The following is a 17,697-nucleotide window of genomic DNA, read 5'->3' as shown; positions in this document are numbered from 1 at the left end:
CTCGTCCCATCCGATCGGCAAGCAATGCTTGACAGCCTACCTACTAGAAGGTAGTATCGTCGCATGATGAGATCATCCAACACCGCCGAAGAAATCGTCGCCTGCGCACGGGGCTTGATCATCGTAGGGGGCTACAACAGCTTCAGTTACGCCGATATCGCCGCGGTGGTGGGCATCCGCAAGGCCAGCATCCATCACCACTTCCCTAACAAGGTGGACCTGGTCAAGGCGCTGGTGGTGCAACACCGTGTGGCCACGGAGGAAGGGCTGACCCGTCTCCGGCAAGCCGTTGCCGATCCGCTCGAGCAGTTGCGCGCATATATCCAGCACTGGTCGAAGTGCATCGAGGATCTGAGCGCGCCGTTCTGCGTGTGCGCCCTGCTGGCGGGAGAGTTGCCGATCTTGCCGGACGAGGTGTCGATCGAGGTGCGCGCCCACTTCCGCTTCCTGTCGGGCTGGATGGCCTCGGTGCTCGCGGAGGGGATGCGGCAAGGAACAATCCATACGGCTTACCCGCCCGAGGTCGAGGCGGAGATCTTCATGGCGACGGTGCACGGCGCCATGCTGTCGGCGCGCGCCTATGGCGACGGGGCGATGTTCGGCACTGTAGCCAGCGCCCAGCTGGCGCGTTATTTATCGCGGTCTCAGTAACGTCATCGGTCCCGCAGGCATGAGAGTGCTTCGAGATCGGTTTTTTTTAACCCACAAACCTACCAACTAGTAGGTAGCATCTGAACGGAAAATATATGTCTCAACAAATAAATACCGCCTCCCCGATCGAGCAGGACAGCTGGCTGGAGCGTTACTACGCCGTCCGCGCGGCTTTTTCGGCGTTATGGCTGATCGCGGCGCTGACGATCGGCAAAGGTTCGGACAGCGTGAGCGCGCTGCTGCTGATCGGCTATCCGGCTTGGGACGCGCTGGCCAACTTCATCGATGGCAAGCGCAGCGGCGGACTGGCGCGTAACCGTACCCAGCTGATCAATGTCTTCGTCAGCCTTGCCGTCGCGGTGGCGATCGCGGTAGGCCTGCCCGATATGCACCGGGTGTTGGCGGTATTCGGCGCCTGGGCCATTTTGTCGGGGTTACTCCAGCTCGGCACGGCGGCGCGCCGCTGGAAATCCCACGGCGCGCAATGGGCGATGATACTGAGCGGCGCGCAATCGGCGCTTGCCGGCGCGTTCTTCATCTCCCAGGCCCGGCTGACCGCTGAGCCTTCGATCGCCACGGTCGCCGGCTACGCGGGCTTCGGCGCGTTTTACTTCCTGGTCTCGGCGCTGTCGCTGCGCATTGCCGCACGGCGCCGCCAGCGCAAATGATGCCGTACTAAACCCCGGGGTCAGTGCCGACATTCGGACAAATGACAAAAATGCGGAACTTTTTAGCGTGCCGACAGTTCCAAAATGTCCGAATGTCGGCACTGACCCCGTGTTTTTAGCCGTCGCTGCGCAGCGCGGCGATCGGGTCCAGCGCGGCCGCTTGGCGCGCGGGGAACACGCCGAAGGCCAGGCCCACCGCTACGCACAGCAGTACCGCCGCGACCAGGCTGAACGGCGACCATGCGACCGACCAGCCGGCCAAGGCGGCGATGCTGTAGGCCGCCACCGCGCCCAGCAGCACGCCGAGCAACGCGCCGCTGACGGCGATCACCAGCGCCTCGGCCAAGAACTGCTCGACCACGTCGCGCCGGCGCGCGCCCAGCGCCCGCTTCAGCCCCACCTCGCGGCGCCGCTCGAGCACGTTGGCCAGCATGATGTTCATGATGCCGATGCCGCCCACCAGCAGCGATACCGCCGCGATCGAACTCATGACGATGGCGAAGATGCGCTGCGTCTGCTGGTTCTGACGATACAGGCCCATCGGCACGATCAGGTTGGTGTCGTCGGCGCCGCCGTGGCGCCTGGTGATCAGCGCCTGCAGCACGCGCGCGGCCTGGTCCGGCGCGACCTTGCCGTCGAGCCGCACGCTGATGCCGTCGACCTCGTCCTCGATGCGCTTGAAATTGAAGCGCGCCCTGCCCGTCTCCCAAGCGACGAACAGGCGCTCGTCGTCGAGCCCCAGCTTGACGCCTTCGAAGTCGGACTTGCTCTGCGCGCGGTCCTCCAGCACGCCCACCACCTCCAGCCATACGTGGTTGAGCTTGAGGTGGCGGCCCAGCGCGGCTTCATTGCCGAACAAGCTGCGCGCGAGGCGGGCGCCGAGCACGCACACCGGCGCCACGGTGGCGCCATCGGCCGGCGTCAGCCAGCGCCCGGCCGCCAGCCGCAGGCCGCCGTGCCCGGCGTAGGCCGGCGAGACCGCGTAGGCGCGCGCCGGCACCACGCGCTGGCCCAGCACCAGCTGGTCGACCTTGATTTCCTTCTTCATCGACACCGACACCGCGCCCGGCACCACCGACAACGCCGCCGCGCCATCGGCCGCCGACAGCCCCAGCGAACGGGTGCGGATGTCCTTGAGCTGCTCGGGATCGATGGCCTTGCTTTCGATGAGCACATTGTCCAGCCCCAGCTCGGCCACCAGGCGCAGCGCCTCGCGCTTGCTGCCCTCGCCCACGGCCAGCATGGCGACGATGGCGGCCACGCCGAACACCATGCCCAGCAACGTCAGCCCGGTGCGCAGCTTGCGGCGTTGCAGCTCGGTGACCGCTTCGCGTATCAACGCCAGATTCATGATTTCTCCGTTGACGCCGGCGGCAGCAGCACGATGCGCGCGCCGGCGGCGACGCCGCTTTTCAGTTCGCTGCGCACCGGGCCGCGTTGTCCCAGTTCGACCTTGTGCCGGATCTGTTTGCCGGCTTCCTCGGTGTAGACGACGTAGCCGGCGCCGTCCTGCACCAGCGCGATGTTGGGCACCGTCAGCGCGGCCGGCCGCGCCACCAATTCCACCGTGCCGCGCAACGCCTGGCCGGGTTTGAGGCCGAGCCGGCGCGCGGTGGCGGTGTCGATGGCGGCGTCGAAGTCGCTGTATTTGACCGGCGACTCCTGCGACGTGGTGCTGGCGTTGCTGCCGACGCGCGTCACCTTGAGCGCGAGCTCGGTGCCGGTGCCGGCCAGCCGCACCCGCACCGGCAACCCCGCCTTCAGGCCGAAGACCTGGCCCTCGGCGACGCTGAAATGGGCCACTAGCTGGTTCAGGTCGGGCAGCGAGCCGAACTCCTGGCCCGCCACCTGCGTCGAGCCGATCTCGGCCTTGGTGCCGTCCCACTTGGCCGTCAGCAGGAACACGCCGTCGTGCGGCGCCACCAGTTCCAGCGCGGCCAGGCTGTCGCGTTGCTGGGCGGCGGTCCGCAGCACGCTGTCGCGCTGCGAATGCAGCACCGCGTCCTGCGCGGCCGTGCGCGCCTGCGCCTGCCCGCCCTTCCACTCAAGGTAGGTGCGCTTGGTGGTCAGGAAGCCGACATCGGCCAGCGCGTCCAGGATGTCGTTGCGGGGGAAGATGCTCAGGTCGACGCTGGCATAGCGCCGGCTCAGGCCCAGGTCGTCCTCGACCTTGGCGCGGTCGCCGGCCAGTTTGTCGCGCTCGACCTGGGCGGCGCTGGCGCTGGCTTGCTCGGCCAGGGTCTTGCGCAGCAGTTCCAGCTCGGCCTGCGACAACTCCATGCGCGATTGCGGCGAGTCGAAGCGCGCCACGACCTGGCCCTGTTCCACGCTGCTGCCGTCGGCCACCATGTCGATCAGCATGCGCTGGCTCCAGTTGTTGCCCGGCACGTTGAGCGGCGTGCTGGCGGCGGCCTTGATCTCGCCGTCGACGGCCAGGGTCTCCAGCCATGCACGCGGCGCCAATGTCTCGGCGGCGGCGCCGGATGACATCGCGTCGCCGCCGCAGCCGCTCAGCGACGCGCCAGACGCGATGCCGAATGCGATCGCGATCGCCAGCGCCATCGCCTGCGGCGTGCGCGTGGCGCGCTTCATCGCTTGCGCTCCGCCGGACGGGCGGCGTCGGCGACCAGCACCGCTTGCACCGCCGCGCCCGGTTTAAGTCCGCTGGTGGCGCCGTCGAACTGCAATTCGACATCGCGCACGATGGTCGGCTGGGCGGTCGATTTGCCGTGGAACGCGCGTCCCAGACCGACCACGCGCGCGTTCAGCGTCTGGTTGCTGCCGGGTATGGTCACACGCGCCGCCTGCCCCACGCGCACCCGCGACGATTGCGCCTCCGGCACGTTGGCGGCGATGTACAGCCGCTCCGGGTCGGCCAACGTGGCCACCGTCAACCCCACCCACACCTGGCTGCCGGCGCTGAATTTCTGGCCGTCGAAACCGGTGCGGTAGACCACCAGCCCCCGGCGCGGCGCCACCACCTTCAGCGCCGCCTGGCCCTTGGCCAGCGCGGCGATCTGGGTCTGCTGCTGCGCGATCTCGGCCTGCAACCCGGCGCGCTCGGCGTGGCGGGCGCGCATTTGCGCCTGGTGCTGGGTCAGCGCCAGCTTGGCCAGCTGGTTTTTCTCGCCGCGCTCGATCACCAGTTTGTCGTAGTCGACGCGGCGTATCAGTTCCTTCGGCATGGTGGCTTTGCGGTCGGCCTTGTCGGCGTTGCTGTGCGCCTCCGCCACGGCCAGTTCGCCCGCGCGGTCGGCCTCGGTCTGGTCGAGCTTGAGCTTGTCGAGCGCGCGCAGTTTTTCGTTGAGCGTGCCCTGCTGCGCGATCAGCCGGGTGGTGACGTCGTTCGATTCGAACTGGGCGATCTGCTGCCCGGCCTCGACCATGGTGCCTTCCGGCGCGATCTGCGCCAGCTTGTATTGCCAGATGTGGGGGATGCTCGGCGGCGACACCGGCAGCGCGCCGCGCGAGGCGATCTCGCCCTCGACGGTGAGCGCCTCGTTCCCGGGCGCGGGGGCCGGCGGGGACGCCTTGGCCGCGTACGGTTCGACCAAGGCGCTCATGCCCGCCACCAGCGGCAGGCCGTGCCCGTGCGGCAGCGCGATCTTGATGCGGAAGTAGCGGCCCAGGCCCCAGCTCGCGCGCGCTTCCGGCGCGCTGGTGATGGACTTGACCTTGCCGGTGACGGCGGCGGTGGCGGTGGCCGGCAAGGCGTCGAAGCGCAGGCTCACCGATTGCCCCTCGGACAGGTAGGGGCGGTCCGCCTCCAGCGCCCAGGCGGTGACGGCCATCTCGCCGTTGCCCAACACCGTGCCGGCGGCGTTGCCCGGCCATGCCGACGAACCCTCCTCGAAGCGCTGGCCCATCCACGGGCTGTAGCCGTGCACCACCACGCCGTCGCGCGTGGCGCGCACTTCCGATTGCGCCAGCTGGGCGAGCTGGAACGCCAGGTTGATCCGCAGCTTCTGGACCTCCAGCTTGCCGTCCTCGCGGCGCCGGGCGACCGCCTCGCGCGCGCTGGCGTCGGCGTCGCGCTTGATCGCCAGGTCGCGCGTGGTGCTGCCGAGCGCCGCCTGGTGGCGATCGTAGTCCAGCACCGAGATTTGCGTCTTGGGCAGCGCCGCCTCGACCTTGGCCTTGGCCAGCGCGGCCTGCGCGGTGACCAGCGCCTTCTCGGCCTCGACGGCCGCCACTTCCAAGGTGGCGGTTTCCTTCTCGGCACGCGCGCGTGCCTGTTCGAGTTCGGTTTCGAGCCGGTCGATGTTGGCGGCGCCATCGGTCTCGATGCGCAGCACCACGTCGCCGGGTTTGACGTGGGTGCCCTCGGCAACGAAATTGCGCAGGGTCAGCGGCGCCGAGTTCGACGGCGGCACGGTGATGGTTTGCGAGTCCAGCGCCTCCACTTCGCCGGTCAGCAGAACGGGGCGGCGCGGCGCGCTGGTGGTGGCGGTGGTAGTGGCGATGGTGGTGGCGGCGGTGGTGGCGGTGGTGGCGTCGGCCTTGGTGGCGGGCGCGGAAGCGGCGGCGCCGCCGCCATCGGGGCCCGGCAGGGCGGCGCCGGCCAGCGCCAGCAACGCCACGCCCGACAGCGCCACGGTCGCGTGTTTCACGCCCCGCCTTCGGCGATGCGGCCGTCGCGCAAGTGGATGGTGCGCTGCGCGCCGGCGGCGATGGCCGGATCGTGGGTCACCAGCACCAGCGTCTGGCCGCCGGCGTGCAATTCGCGCAGCAGTTCGAGCACGTCGGCCGCGCTGCGCGAATCGAGGTTGCCGGTCGGCTCGTCGGCGAGCAGCAGGGCCGGCCGGTTCAACAGCGCGCGGGCGATGGCGGCGCGCTGCAACTGGCCGCCGGACAACTGGCCGGGCAAGTGGCCGATGCGCTGGCCCAGGCCGATGCGTTCGAGCAGCGCGACGGCGCGCTCGGCGGCGCCGGTGTCGGCGTGACGCGCATAGCGCTGCGGCAGCAGCACGTTCTCCAGCACCGTCAAGCGCGGCAACAAATGGAAGGACTGGAACACGAAGCCGATGCGGCGGTTGCGCACATCGGAGGCGGCGTCGTCGTCGAGGGCGCTGATCTCGTCCTGGGCCAGGCGATAGCGGCCGGTGTCGGGCCGGTCCAGCGCGCCCAGCACGTTGAGCAAGGTCGACTTGCCCGAACCGGACGGCCCCATGATGGCGACGAACTCGCCGGGCGCCACGCGCAAGTCGATGCCGTCCAGCGCGTGGATCTCGTTACCGCCCTGGCGGTAGGTCTTGCGGATGTTGCTGAGCTCGATCATGCCGGGAAGTATCCCGGCACCGCCATATTTTGTCAATTCCTTAACTTGTCATTTTTTGTAAGCTCCGGGGTCGGGTCCGCCATCCGCGGCGCCGGCGCCAACGACGCCGTCTGCCACCCGTCCCGTGCCGCCCTGGCCGCCTGAACCGGCCAAGCCGGCGTCAGGCCGGACTTACTCGATAACCACCTCTTTGCGGTTGTCGCGCGAGACCCGGTCGATCATCTTGTTGTACGGGTCGACGCCGACGTCGAACGGTTGCTCCTTGACCGTGACCGTGACCACCGGATCGCCGCCGGCCAGCAGCCGCTTCTCCGTGAACAGCACCCGTTCCTCGCTCTCCTTGGCGCCCGGCGCGCGGGCGAATACGGCGATCTCGACCGGCTCGTCGTAGGCGCGCGGCGTCTCCTTGCCCTTGCCGTCCGCTTCCATCTTTGCCAGATGCAAGGTCATCGTCACGTCCCAGCGGCCGTCGGCGCGTTTCTTCGCCTTCGCGTCCGTCACGCGGTTGTCGTAGAAGACGATCTTCTCGAACAGGTCGGTGATCAGCGCCTGCTTTTCCGGCGGCGCTTCGGCGCGTATGTAACCGAGCAACTCGCGGCTGGTGGTGTACGGCGCCTGCTGGTAGGCTTTGTCTTGCAGGAAGCGCTTGAGCGCGCGGTTGAGGGCGTCCTCGCCGATCTCGTCGCGCAGGCGGTAGAACACCAGACTGCCCTTGCGGTAGTGGATGTATTGCTGGTTTTCGACGCGGAACAGCGGCTGTTCTTCGATCAGCTCGCCGCCACGGTCGCGCAGATAGCTGTCCAGCTCGAAGCGCAGGAAGCGGCGCAGCTTGTCGCGGCCGTATTCCTTTTCCATCACCATCAGCGCCGAGTATTGCGCCAGCGATTCGATCAGCATCGTCGAGCCCTGGACGTTGGCGCCCGTCACCTGGTGGCCCCACCATTGGTGCGCCATCTCGTGCGCGGTGACGTAGTAGACGTAGTCGATGTCGTCCTTGTCGCGCAGGTCGGCGATGAAGCCTATCGATTCCGAATACGGGATCGTGTTGGCGAACGATTGCGCGAAGCCCCGGTAGTTCGGGAACTCGAGGATGCGCGCCTGCTTGTGCTGGTACGGCGTGTAGTTGGCGTCGAAGTAGTCGAGCGACTTTTGCGTCGACGTGATCATGCGGTCGACGTTGTAGGCGTGCTTGCTGTCGTAGTAAACCTCGATCGGCAGGCCGCGCCATTCGCCCTTCCTGACGCTCCAGCGCGCCGACAGGTAGGCGAAGAAGTTGACCATCGGCCGGTCCATCTTGTAGTGGAAGTAGCGGCGCCCGCCCTGCTCCCAGGTCTTCTGCAGGTAGCCCGGCGCGATGGCGATCTGGTCGCCGCTGGTCGAGACCGTGGTCTCGAAATTGATCCAGTCCGACTCGCCGCCGAAGGCGTGGTAGGCGCGCGCCTTTTCGTCCTCCAGCTTGGCCATGCGGTTCGGTTCGCCCAGGCCGCGCTTGCGGCGCTCGTTGCGGTCCTTCAGCTCGTAATCGTCGCGGTAGCCGAAGTGCGGGAAGAACTCGCTGTTGTTGAAGAAGGTGCCGTTCAGGTTGACGCTGTCGGGCGCGCCGCTGTTGGTGAAGCCCTGGTGGCGGACATCGACGGTGAAGCCGAGGTCGACACGCGCGCCCGGCGCGATCGGCTGCGCCAGCTTGATGACCTTGAAGCCGGCGATCTTATCGTCCAGCACGACCTGGTGCGGCGGCAGGTTGGCGTAGCGGGTTTCGAGGTCCGGATTGACCTGCAGGCGTAGTTCGGTCAGCGGCAGGCCGGTTTTGTTTTCCAGCAGATAGCGGCCATGGATCGCCACCCGGCGCTCGGCCGGATAGATGTCGACATCGGCGCGCACGTCGGTGATGCGCGGCTGCGGCAAGTCCTTGTATTTGCGGTAGTTCTTTTCGTAGTCCGCCTGGCGGTCCATGGCGAGGTCCGACGGCACATATTCGTTGAGCACGTTGGTGTTGTAGAAGATCCAGGCGCCGGTGCCGATGAAGCCGGCCACGCCGAGCGCCAGCGCCACGCCGGCGCCGCCCTTCAAGCGCGCGCCGGCAAGGCGCAGGCGGGCGCGCCACGGCCGCGCCAGGCCGCGCACCCAGAACGCTTGCGCCAGGATCAGCGCCGACACCGTGAACAAGCTCCAGTACAAGGCGTACCACGACCAGCCCTTGAGGAAGTGGCCGTAGCCGTTCATGTCCGAATAGCGCAGGCCCGGCAGCGCGCCGAAGTTGTACAGGTTGTGGTTGAAGTGCATCACGCCCAGCACGATCTGCGACACCATCAGCAGGATCACCAGCAGGTAGCCGATGAATTTGTTATTGGTGAGCACTTGCAGCGCCAGCGCGAACAGTCCCATCAGCACGAAGAAGGCCGACTCCAGCAGCACGCCCTTGACGTACAGGCCGACCTCGATCGGCGCGCCGCCCTTGAACAGCTGGAAGCCGGCCGCCGCCACCGCGCCGGTCAGCAGGAAGCCGAAGATGACGCCCACCAGCGCGACGCATTTGGCCACCAGCGGCGCCCAGTCGGGCACCGGCATGGCGTCGCCGACGTCGGCGATCCGGGCCTGGCGCTCCTTAAAGATCAGTTCGCCGGCGTAGAAGGTCAGCACGATGATCAGCATGAAGTTGAAGGTGCCGCTCAGGGTCTGCAACATCAGGTGCGTGACCGGGTAGACGTCGGTGCCCAGCATGCTGTCGGCCTGGGTGGCGGCGCCGATGAAGTTGAGCACGCCGAACAGCAGCATCACCAGGAAGGGCACGCTCTTGAACACGGCCCTGGCGTCGAAGGCGAGGATGTGCCAGCACTGCAGCCAGCCGGTGGAGGCATCGAAGCGCGGCGCGATGCGCGGCAGCGCCACGGCCGGCGGCGCCGGCGGCGCCACGGCGGCCGGCTTGGCCTTGCCGAACAGGCGGCGCCCGGTGCCGACCCGCTGCGGCTTGAACAGGACCAGGGTGGCGATGAAGAAGACCGCCGCCACGCCCAGCCACAGCAGGCGGTTGGCCAGCAGGTAGCCGGTGAACGGCGGCAGGCCGGCGTTGGCCTCGGCCGCCGAGAAGTAGCGGGTGGCGCGGCCGAAGGCGCGCACGCCGAACGGATCGACCAGCACGGCGATCCATTCGTTGTTGATGTCGCGCGTGAAGGCGCCGGCGACGGCCCACAGCACGAAGAAGCCCAGCACGCCGACATAGACCAGCATCATCGAGCGGGTGGTGGCCGCCAGCAGCATCAGCAGCGCGCCGACGAACAGCAGGTTGGGAATGACGAAGAAGGCGAAGCTCCACAGGTAGGCCGCGCCCGGCAGCGGACCGACGCGGGCCTCGTCCACCCACGGCATCAGCGGCCCGAGCAGCATGCCGATGGCGATCAGCACGAAGATCGCCAGGCAGGCCACCAGGCCGGCGCTGAAGCGGCCGAGCAGGTATTGGTACTTGCGCATCGGCGTGGCGAACAGCATGTCGGAGATGCCGACCTCGCTGTCGCGCAGCACCGTGCCGGCGATGAAGATGGTGACGATGAACATCGAGATCACCGTGAACGTGCCCATGATCTGCGCCACGACCGTCGGCGCGTTGCGGTGGACGTTGCCGATGGCGCCGCCGACCTGGATGGCGTCGCTGGTGGTGGCGCCGAACGCCATCAGCGCCAGGATCAGGCCGCTGACCCACAGCAGCGGTTGGCGCAGCTGGTAGCGCAAGTCGAATTTAAAGAATTCAAGCAACATGGCGGCTCCTTACGCCGCGACCGGCGCGGCGACCGGCGCGGCGGCGGCCGGCGCGGCGGCGCGGGCGGCGTTGCGCACGTGCAGGAAGTAGACGTCCTCCAGGTCCGGCTCGACGGCGATAAAACCGTCGTCCGGCTGGCTGTCGGCGTAGACGTTGATCTGCGGCTTGCCGCCGACCAGGCGCGTGTGCAGCACGTTGAAGCGCTGCTGGTATTCCGGCAGCGCCTCGGCGCTGACGCTGCGGCGCCACACCTTGCTCTTGATGGTGTCGATGGCCGCCAGCGGTTCGCCCTGGCTGAGCACCTCGCCCTTGACGATGATGGCCATGCGCGGGCACAGGTCGGTGACGTCGGCCACGATGTGGGTCGACAGGATCACCACCACCTGCTCGCCGATCTTGGCCAGCAGGTTGAGGAAGCGGTTGCGTTCGTCCGGATCGAGGCCGGCGGTCGGCTCGTCGACGATCACCAGCCGGGGCGAGCCGAGCAGCGCCTGGGCGATGCCGAAGCGCTGGCGCATGCCGCCCGAATAGGTGCCGAGGTTGCGCTTGCGCGCTTCCCACAGGTTGGTTTGCTGCAGCAGCGCCTCGACCGCCTCCTTGCGCTCGCCGCGCGCGGTCAGGCCCTTGAGGACGGCGAAGTGGTTGAGCAGCGTTTCGGCGCTCACTTTCGGGTAGACGCCGAAGTCCTGCGGCAGGTAGCCGAGCTGGCGGCGCAGCGCCTCGGGCTGGGCCAGCACGTCGAGGCCGTTGAAATCGATGCTGCCGCTATCCGGATCCTGCAAGGTGGCGATGGTGCGCATCAGCGAGGACTTGCCGGCGCCGTTGGGGCCGAGCAGGCCGAACATGCCGTTCGGGATGTCCAGGGTGACGTTGTTGATCGCCTTGACGCCGTTGGCGTAGGTCTTGCTCAGCTGTTTGATCGATAGCATGGAACGCATTCTCCGGATAAGAAACGGACGGGGGTCCGTGGCAACCTTACTATAAGGTAAAGTTGCAAACTTATCAGGATTTTGCGATGGGCGGCGAATTTCGGGGGCTGGGCGGTGATTTCCCGCCGCCGCCCTACGGCCGGTATTCGGGGAACATCTCTTTCAACAGGAACGCGGTCAATTCCTTTTCATCTTCCTTGCGCGCGCTCATGTGGACGGTTTTGCCCAGGCGGCGCGATTCCCATTCGAAGTCGCCCGGCTTTTCCTTGCGGATGATCTTGATCATTTCCTTGACCACGGCCGTTTCGATGTCGCGCTCGCCGCCCTGTTCGACGTGGATCTGCTGCAGCCAGTTGCGCTTGAAGTTGGTGTTCCAGCCGCGGAATTTGACGTCGGCGCTGTTGGAGCGCTTGTCGACCGAGAACACGCCGCCGGTGTCGTCCTTGTCCACGCCGCTCGAGCGGCCCTGGGCGCCGGCGATGTTGGCCTTGGCGATGCGCAAGGCGCGGTCGTTGGCGCTCTCCTCCGGCGCCGGCGCGGCCGGCTGCGGATTGTTCGCTTCGCGCGCGGCGCGGCGCTTGGCGATCATTTCCGACATGTCCGCCTCGGGCGGCGGCGTCATCGTCGCCTGCACCGGCGGCACATAGGTTTCCAGCTTGGGCTTGACGGCGGCCGGGGTCTCGCGCGAGGTGGTCGGCTTGCGCGGCGGCGGCGGCTTGCTGGCCTTGGCCACTTCGGTCTTGGGTTTGGGCGTCGGTTTGGGCGTCGGCTTGGTCGGCGTGATCGGCTGCGGCTGGATGTAGACCATTTGGCCACCCTTCGGCGGCGCCGAGGTCTTGGTCTTTTCCGGCGCCGGCGCGATAAAGTAATACAGCACGGCCAGCAGGTGCAGGCCGATCGAGATGCCGATGCCGATGCGGTTGCTCTTGGCCTTGCGGTCCCACGTGGCGACCGGCTCCCCCGCCTGCGGCAGGGGTTGCCCGCAGGTTTCGCAATATCCGGTTGCGGAAAGTATATGGGAGTCGTGGTGCAAGATACCAAACCTTGTGCGTGAAAATGCGGCCATAGTGCCAGAGTCCCGGTGGTTTGGAAACATCTGTTCAGGACCATCATACCGCGCCGTTCAAATCGGTGCGCGTATCCCAAGGTTCCACTTTACAATTTTCACGTCTTGACGGGTGTTACCGTATGTATCCAGGCCTTTACAAAATGACATGTTGGGTGTCGTTGACGGGCACCGGCGCCAGCGCCGGCGCCGGTACGGGGGAACGATGGCCGGGGTGGCGGCGCGGAGAATCGGCCATTTGGGCGAACATGGCCGTCACGCAACGGTCGGCGTCCAGCACCTGGCGCGAGCGCAGCATCGGGCGCGGCAACGCATGGGTGTAGTAATGACAACCCTCGACCGGATAGCCGAGCGCCCAGATGTTGCGCGCCGGTTCGCCGTCGATGTTGAGCGGCTGGCCGGCCTCGTCGATGTCGATGCCGCCGGGGTGGAACACACCGTTGTAATACGGCCGCACCAGGCCGCGTTTTAACACATTACGGATAAGTAAGGACTCGTCCGTCTCGGGGAAAAAGGCGTCCAGCCGGGCGACGACCAGCGCGTCGATCGGCCGCCGCTCGGTGGCGGCGGCGAACTTCGTGCTCAGCACATAGGTCGAATCGTCCTCGTCGGTCTCGACCACGCTGTTGGGGCCGGAGACAATGTCGATGACGCCGGCGTCGAGCAGCGCCAGCAGTTCCTCGTTGCGGCGCAGCGGCGGGCCGAAGGCGGCGCGGTTGATGGCCGGATGGTAGACGTTGAGGAACTTGCGGTGCGACGCCGGCGTCAGGCCGCCATGCTCGATGGCGGCCTGCAAGGTGGCGCGCACGTCGCGCAGCACGTCGGTGGCGGCCTTGGTCGGGCTGTCGATATTGCCCAGCCGCGCTTCCTGCAGGTCGTCCTGCAGCCAGTCGGTGAAAAAGGCCCGGAAGTCGTCGAGGTTGTCGAACTGGCGCTCGCGCAGCGGAAACAGCAGCGCGTCGATCGCCGCCTCGTCGTCGGCGTTTGGCACGAAGGTGAGCGGGTCCGGCACCAGCGCGGCGCCGTCGGCGCGGGCGTTGGCCGGCAGCGCGGCGGTGCGCGCCAGGGTGTGGCGGTAGACCCAGGCCATTTCACGCTTGAGCAGCGGCAACAGCTCGCGGTCGAAATCGAGCTGGCGGCTGCCGCGCGTGGCCAGCGCCTTGCGCCGCAGCGCCTCGACCGCGTCCGGCGTGAAGTAATGCGGATGGTGGCGGCCGTCGAGCCCTTTCTGGTTGATGCCGCGCGCGGCGTAGGGCAGGCAGTTGCGCGAGCACAAGGTCAATTTCGGCTCGCGCCCGGAGCGTTGATAGCGCAGCACGCCCTGCCCGTTCGGCTCGCCGTTCGGCTCGCCGTTCGGCTGGCGCACGAAGGCGCCGCCGCGCCCGACCGTCAGCTCGGCGATCACATCGTGCGCGCTCAGGCCCAGGCCCTGGATCGCCACCCGCGCCTCGGGGGCGAGGCGCTCGAGTTTGTCGAGCGGATAGATGTGGCGCACAAACGACAGGCGGCTGTTGTAGCGCGCGTGGTCCTGCGCGAACTTGGCCAGCGCGGCCTCCTGGTCGCTGGGCCGATTGCGGCCGTGGCCGGTGGTCAGGAACACGAAGTCGCTATGGACGATGAAGCCGCTTTCAAGCTCGATCGCGGTGCGCCCGTCCTGCTGCTGCCACAGGTCGTTGGCGCGCAGGCGGTGGTGGGTGAGCGTGACGCCGGCCGGCAACGCGGCCGCCACCTGCTGGCAGGCCCAGGCCAGGTATTCGCCCAGCATGCTGCGCGGCAGGTAATCGGATTCGGTGATGTCGGCGCCGGCGCCGGCGATCCTGTGATAGCTGTCGCCGAAACGGCGGTAGCCGCTCTGCCGCGCCCACGCCGTCAAGGTCGGCGTGGCGCACGGCGGCGCGTGGTGCACCGCGCCCGGCGCGGGGAACATGGTGACCTGGCTGGCCACCGTGTTGATCAGCAAGTGCCGCGGCTGGCGCGTGGTGTGCACGCCGGGACCGCATTCGCCGGGCTCGATCAGAATGATGTCGAGCAGCAGCTGGCGGCTGCCGGCGATCGCCGCGATGCGTTCGAGCACGCTGAGCCCGCGCGGCCCCATGCCCACGATGGTGACACTGTAGCGTTTCATTTTCGATCGCCTCTTTTTTCATAGCCAACTTGCCTATGATAAATAAGCGATCCTCGAATTAACTTGTCACCCGTCAATGCTTGACTATGTTCACGGCCTTCAGTGGTACGGCGTGGACACTTTCCGGGGCGTAGTCGGGCACATCCCCGGCCAGCTCGGCGTCGCTCATCGGGCCGGTGCCGCTGTACTTGTCGAGGAACAGGTAGATCACCGGCGTGATGTACAGCGTGATCACTTGCGAGAAGATCAGGCCGCCCACCACGGCCAGGCCCAGCGGCTGGCGCAGTTCGGCGCCGGCGCCCAGGCCCAGCGCGATCGGCAGCGCGCCCATCAGCGCGGCCAGGGTGGTCATCATGATCGGCCGGAAGCGCAGGATGCAAGCCTCGCGGATCGCCTCGGCCGGCGTGCGGCCCTCGTTGCGCTGCACGTGCAGCGCGAAATCGATCATCATGATGGCGTTCTTCTTGACGATACCGATCAGCATCAGGATGCCGATGATGGCGATCATCGTCAGGTCCAGGTTGAACAGGCGCAAGGTCAGCAAGGCGCCCACGGCCGCCGACGGCAGGCCGGCCAGGATGGTCAGCGGGTGGATATAGCTTTCGTACAGCACGCCCAGCAGCACGTAGATGACGCCCACGGCGGCCAGGATCAGGATCAGCTGGCTGCCCTGCGAGCTCTGGAACACCGCCGCGTCGCCGCCGTAGTTGGTGATGATCGAAGGCGGCAGGCTCATGTCCACGCCCATGCGGTCGATCTTGGCGGTGGCCGTGCCCAGCGGCACGTCCGGCGCCAGGTTGAACGAGATCGTGATCGCCTGCAGCTGGCCCTGGTGGTTGACGGCGGTCGGGCCGATGGTGCGCTCGACGCTGGCGATGCTCGACAGCTTGACCAGCTGGCCGGTCTTGTTGCGCACCGAGATCCGGGTCAGCGCGCTGTCGAACTGGCGGTCGGCGTCGGCCGCCTCGAGGATGACGTAGTAGCTGGCGGCCGGCGAATAGATGGTCGACACTTGGCGCTCGCCGAAGGCCAGGTACAGCGCGGTGCGGATGTCGCCGATCGCCACGCCGAGGTTGTTGGCCTTGTCGCGGTCGATCCGCAGCGACGCCTGCAAGCCCTTGTTCTGCGAATCGCTGGTGACGTCGCGGAAGTCGGGGTCGTTGCGCATCTGGTCCAGGTATTTCTGCGCCCAGTCGTTGAGCGCGCCGGGGCTGACCGATTGCAAGGTGTACTGGTAGCGGCTTTTGGACGGGCGTCCGCCCAGCTGCAGGTTCTGCACCGGGCTCAGATACACGGCGATGCCGGGCACGGCCTTGGTGGCCTTGCGCAGGCTGTCTAGCACCTGCGGCATCTTTTGCCGCTCGCCGCGCGGCTTGAGCACCAGGAACATGCGCCCGCTGTTGCCGCCGCTGACGAAGGACACCACGTCCTGCACGTTAGGGTCGGCGCGGATCACCGCCACCACCCGGTCCTGCAGCGCCATCAGCGCGGCCGACGAGATGTCCTCGGAGGCCTCGGTGTTGACGCGGATCTGGCCCAGGTCCTCCTCCGGGAAGAAGCCCTTCGGGATCGTCATGTACAGCACCGCCGTCAGCACGAAGGTGCCCAGCGCGGCCAGCAGCACGAGCGGCCGGTGGCGCAGCGCCAGGTCCAGGGTGCTGGCGTAGCCGTTGCGCAGCCGGGTGAAACCGGCCTCGAACCAGCGGCCGAGGAAGTTGCCCTTGTCGTGCTCGGGATCGATGGTGTCGGCCGGCAGCAGGCGGCTGGCCAGCATCGGCACCAGCATCAGCGACACCGCCGCCGACACCAGCACCGACAGCGCGACGACCACGGCGAATTCGTGGAACATCAAGCCGATCACACCCGGCATGAAGAAGATCGGGATGAACACGGCCACCAGCGAGACCGAGATCGAGATGATGGTGAAGCCCATCTCCCTGGCGCCGATCAGCGACGCCTGCAGCGGCTTCTTGCCCATCTCGATGTGGCGCACGATGTTTTCCAGCACCACGATGGCGTCGTCGACCACCAGGCCGACGGCCAGGGTGATGCCCAACAGTGAAACGTTGTCGAGGCTGTAACCGAAGGCATACAGCAAGGCCAGCGCGCCCAGCAGCGAGATCGGCATCGTGATCGCCGGGATGAACGTGGCGGCGGCGCGGCGCAGGAACAGGAAGATCACCATGACGACCAGGAAGATCGTCAGCAGCAGGGTCAGGTTGACGTCGTGGATGGCCTCGCGGATCGACACCGAGCGGTCGTTGACGAGGTTGATGCTGATCGATTCCGGCACCTGGTTCTTGAAGCGCGGCAGCAGCGCGCGCACGCCGTCGACCACCTGCACGGTGTTGGCGTCGGGCTGGCGCTGCACCAGCAGCACGATCGAGCGCTCGCCGTTGTAGCTGCCGGCGGTCTTGACCGACTGGAAGCTGTCCTCGACGGTGGCGACGTCCTTCAGGCGCACCGGCTCGCCGTTGCGGGTGGCGACGATCAGCTCGGCGAATTCGGACGCCTTCATCAGCTGGGCGTTGCCCTGGATGGTCAGGGTCTGGCTGGGGCCGTCCAGGATGCCCAGCGGCGTGTTGGCGTTGGCCGAGCGGATCGCCTGCTGCAATTCGTCGAGCGTGAGGTCGCGCGCGTTCATCAGGTCCGACTTGGCGCGCACCCGCACCGCGAAGCGCTTCTGGCCGTTGACGGTGACCTGCGCCACGCCGGGCAAGGTCGACAGGCTGGGCGCGATCAGGTTCTCGGCATAGTCGTTGAGCTCGGCCAGGGTCATCGACGGCGACGTCATCGTCATGAACAGCACCGGCGCGTCGGCCGGGTTGACCTTGCGGTACGACGGCAGGTCGGTCATCTCGACCGGCAACTGGCGCTGGGCGCGCAGCAGCGCGGCCTGGACGTCGACCGCCGCCTCGTTGACGTTGACGCTCGGATCGAATTCCAGGGTCAGCGAGGAATTGCCCAGCGTGTTGGTGGAGGTGATCAGCGACAGCCCGGCGATGGTGGAGAACTGCTTTTCCAGCGGCAGCGCGACCGACGAGGCCATGGTGTCGGGCGAGGCGCCCGGCAGGTCGGCCGAGACGTTGATGACCGGCGTGTTATAGCTGGGCAGCGCGGCGACCGGGATGTAGAAGTACGACAGCACGCCGGCCAGCACCAGGGTCAGCGACAGCAGCACCACCATCACGGGGCGCCGTATGCACAACTCGGAAAGGTTCATCGC

Annotated in this window: 11 protein-coding genes; 2 read left to right on the top strand and 9 right to left on the bottom strand. The window is 67.3% G+C overall.

Features of this window, described 5'->3' with window-relative positions; genetic code table 11:
* The first annotated feature begins 63 nt into the window (after nt 1-63).
* Both BMX85_RS26595 and BMX85_RS26590 read left to right on the top strand, forming a co-directional pair.
* A complete protein-coding gene (locus BMX85_RS26595; protein ID WP_090325957.1) occupies nt 64-651 on the top strand; it encodes a TetR/AcrR family transcriptional regulator in 588 nt (195 codons plus the stop codon).
* 95 nt (nt 652-746) lie between these two features.
* Entirely contained in the window at nt 747-1,319 is a 573-nt protein-coding gene (locus tag BMX85_RS26590) for a hypothetical protein (protein WP_090325954.1), read from the top strand.
* A 115-nt stretch (nt 1,320-1,434) separates the two neighbouring features.
* On the opposite strand, the gene BMX85_RS26585 is transcribed toward BMX85_RS26590, so the two are convergent.
* The 9 genes from BMX85_RS26585 to BMX85_RS26545 all read right to left on the bottom strand — a co-directional run bounded on the left by BMX85_RS26585 (nt 1,435) and on the right by BMX85_RS26545 (nt 17,694).
* Nucleotides 1,435-2,670, bottom strand: coding sequence for an ABC transporter permease (locus tag BMX85_RS26585; protein ID WP_090325952.1), 1,236 nt, complete (start codon nt 2,668-2,670; stop codon nt 1,435-1,437).
* Nucleotides 2,667-3,911, bottom strand: coding sequence for an efflux RND transporter periplasmic adaptor subunit (locus BMX85_RS26580; protein WP_229210679.1), 1,245 nt, complete (start codon nt 3,909-3,911; stop codon nt 2,667-2,669). The genes BMX85_RS26585 and BMX85_RS26580 overlap by 4 nt, the downstream gene beginning before the upstream one ends.
* A complete protein-coding gene (locus BMX85_RS26575) occupies nt 3,908-5,929 on the bottom strand; it encodes an HlyD family secretion protein (RefSeq protein WP_090325949.1) in 2,022 nt (673 codons plus the stop codon). The genes BMX85_RS26580 and BMX85_RS26575 overlap by 4 nt, the downstream gene beginning before the upstream one ends.
* Entirely contained in the window at nt 5,926-6,597 is a 672-nt protein-coding gene (locus BMX85_RS26570; protein ID WP_090325946.1) for an ABC transporter ATP-binding protein, read from the bottom strand. Before BMX85_RS26570 ends, BMX85_RS26575 begins: the two co-directional genes overlap by 4 nt.
* A gap of 171 nt (nt 6,598-6,768) precedes the next feature.
* Nucleotides 6,769-10,350 (bottom strand): M1 family aminopeptidase, encoded by a 3,582-nt coding sequence (locus BMX85_RS26565; RefSeq protein WP_090325943.1) that lies wholly within the window; start codon nt 10,348-10,350, stop codon nt 6,769-6,771.
* A 9-nt stretch (nt 10,351-10,359) separates the two neighbouring features.
* Nucleotides 10,360-11,280, bottom strand: a complete 921-nt coding sequence (locus BMX85_RS26560) for an ABC transporter ATP-binding protein (protein WP_090325940.1) — start codon at nt 11,278-11,280, stop codon at nt 10,360-10,362.
* Between the two features lie 133 nt (nt 11,281-11,413).
* Nucleotides 11,414-12,313, bottom strand: coding sequence for a hypothetical protein (locus BMX85_RS26555; RefSeq protein WP_090325937.1), 900 nt, complete (start codon nt 12,311-12,313; stop codon nt 11,414-11,416).
* 169 nt (nt 12,314-12,482) lie between these two features.
* Entirely contained in the window at nt 12,483-14,471 is a 1,989-nt protein-coding gene (locus BMX85_RS26550; RefSeq protein ID WP_090325934.1) for an FAD/NAD(P)-binding protein, read from the bottom strand.
* A gap of 73 nt (nt 14,472-14,544) precedes the next feature.
* On the bottom strand, nt 14,545-17,694 hold the full coding sequence (locus BMX85_RS26545) for an efflux RND transporter permease subunit (protein ID WP_090325931.1): 3,150 nt from the start codon (nt 17,692-17,694) through the stop codon (nt 14,545-14,547).
* Nucleotides 17,695-17,697: the final 3 nt, after the last annotated feature.

The organism is Duganella sp. CF517, assembly GCF_900110275.1.
Taxonomy (GTDB): Bacteria; Pseudomonadota; Gammaproteobacteria; order Burkholderiales; family Burkholderiaceae_D; genus Rugamonas.
The sequence above is the reverse complement of the archived record's forward strand: the minus strand, read 5'-3'. Positions and strand labels throughout refer to the sequence as shown.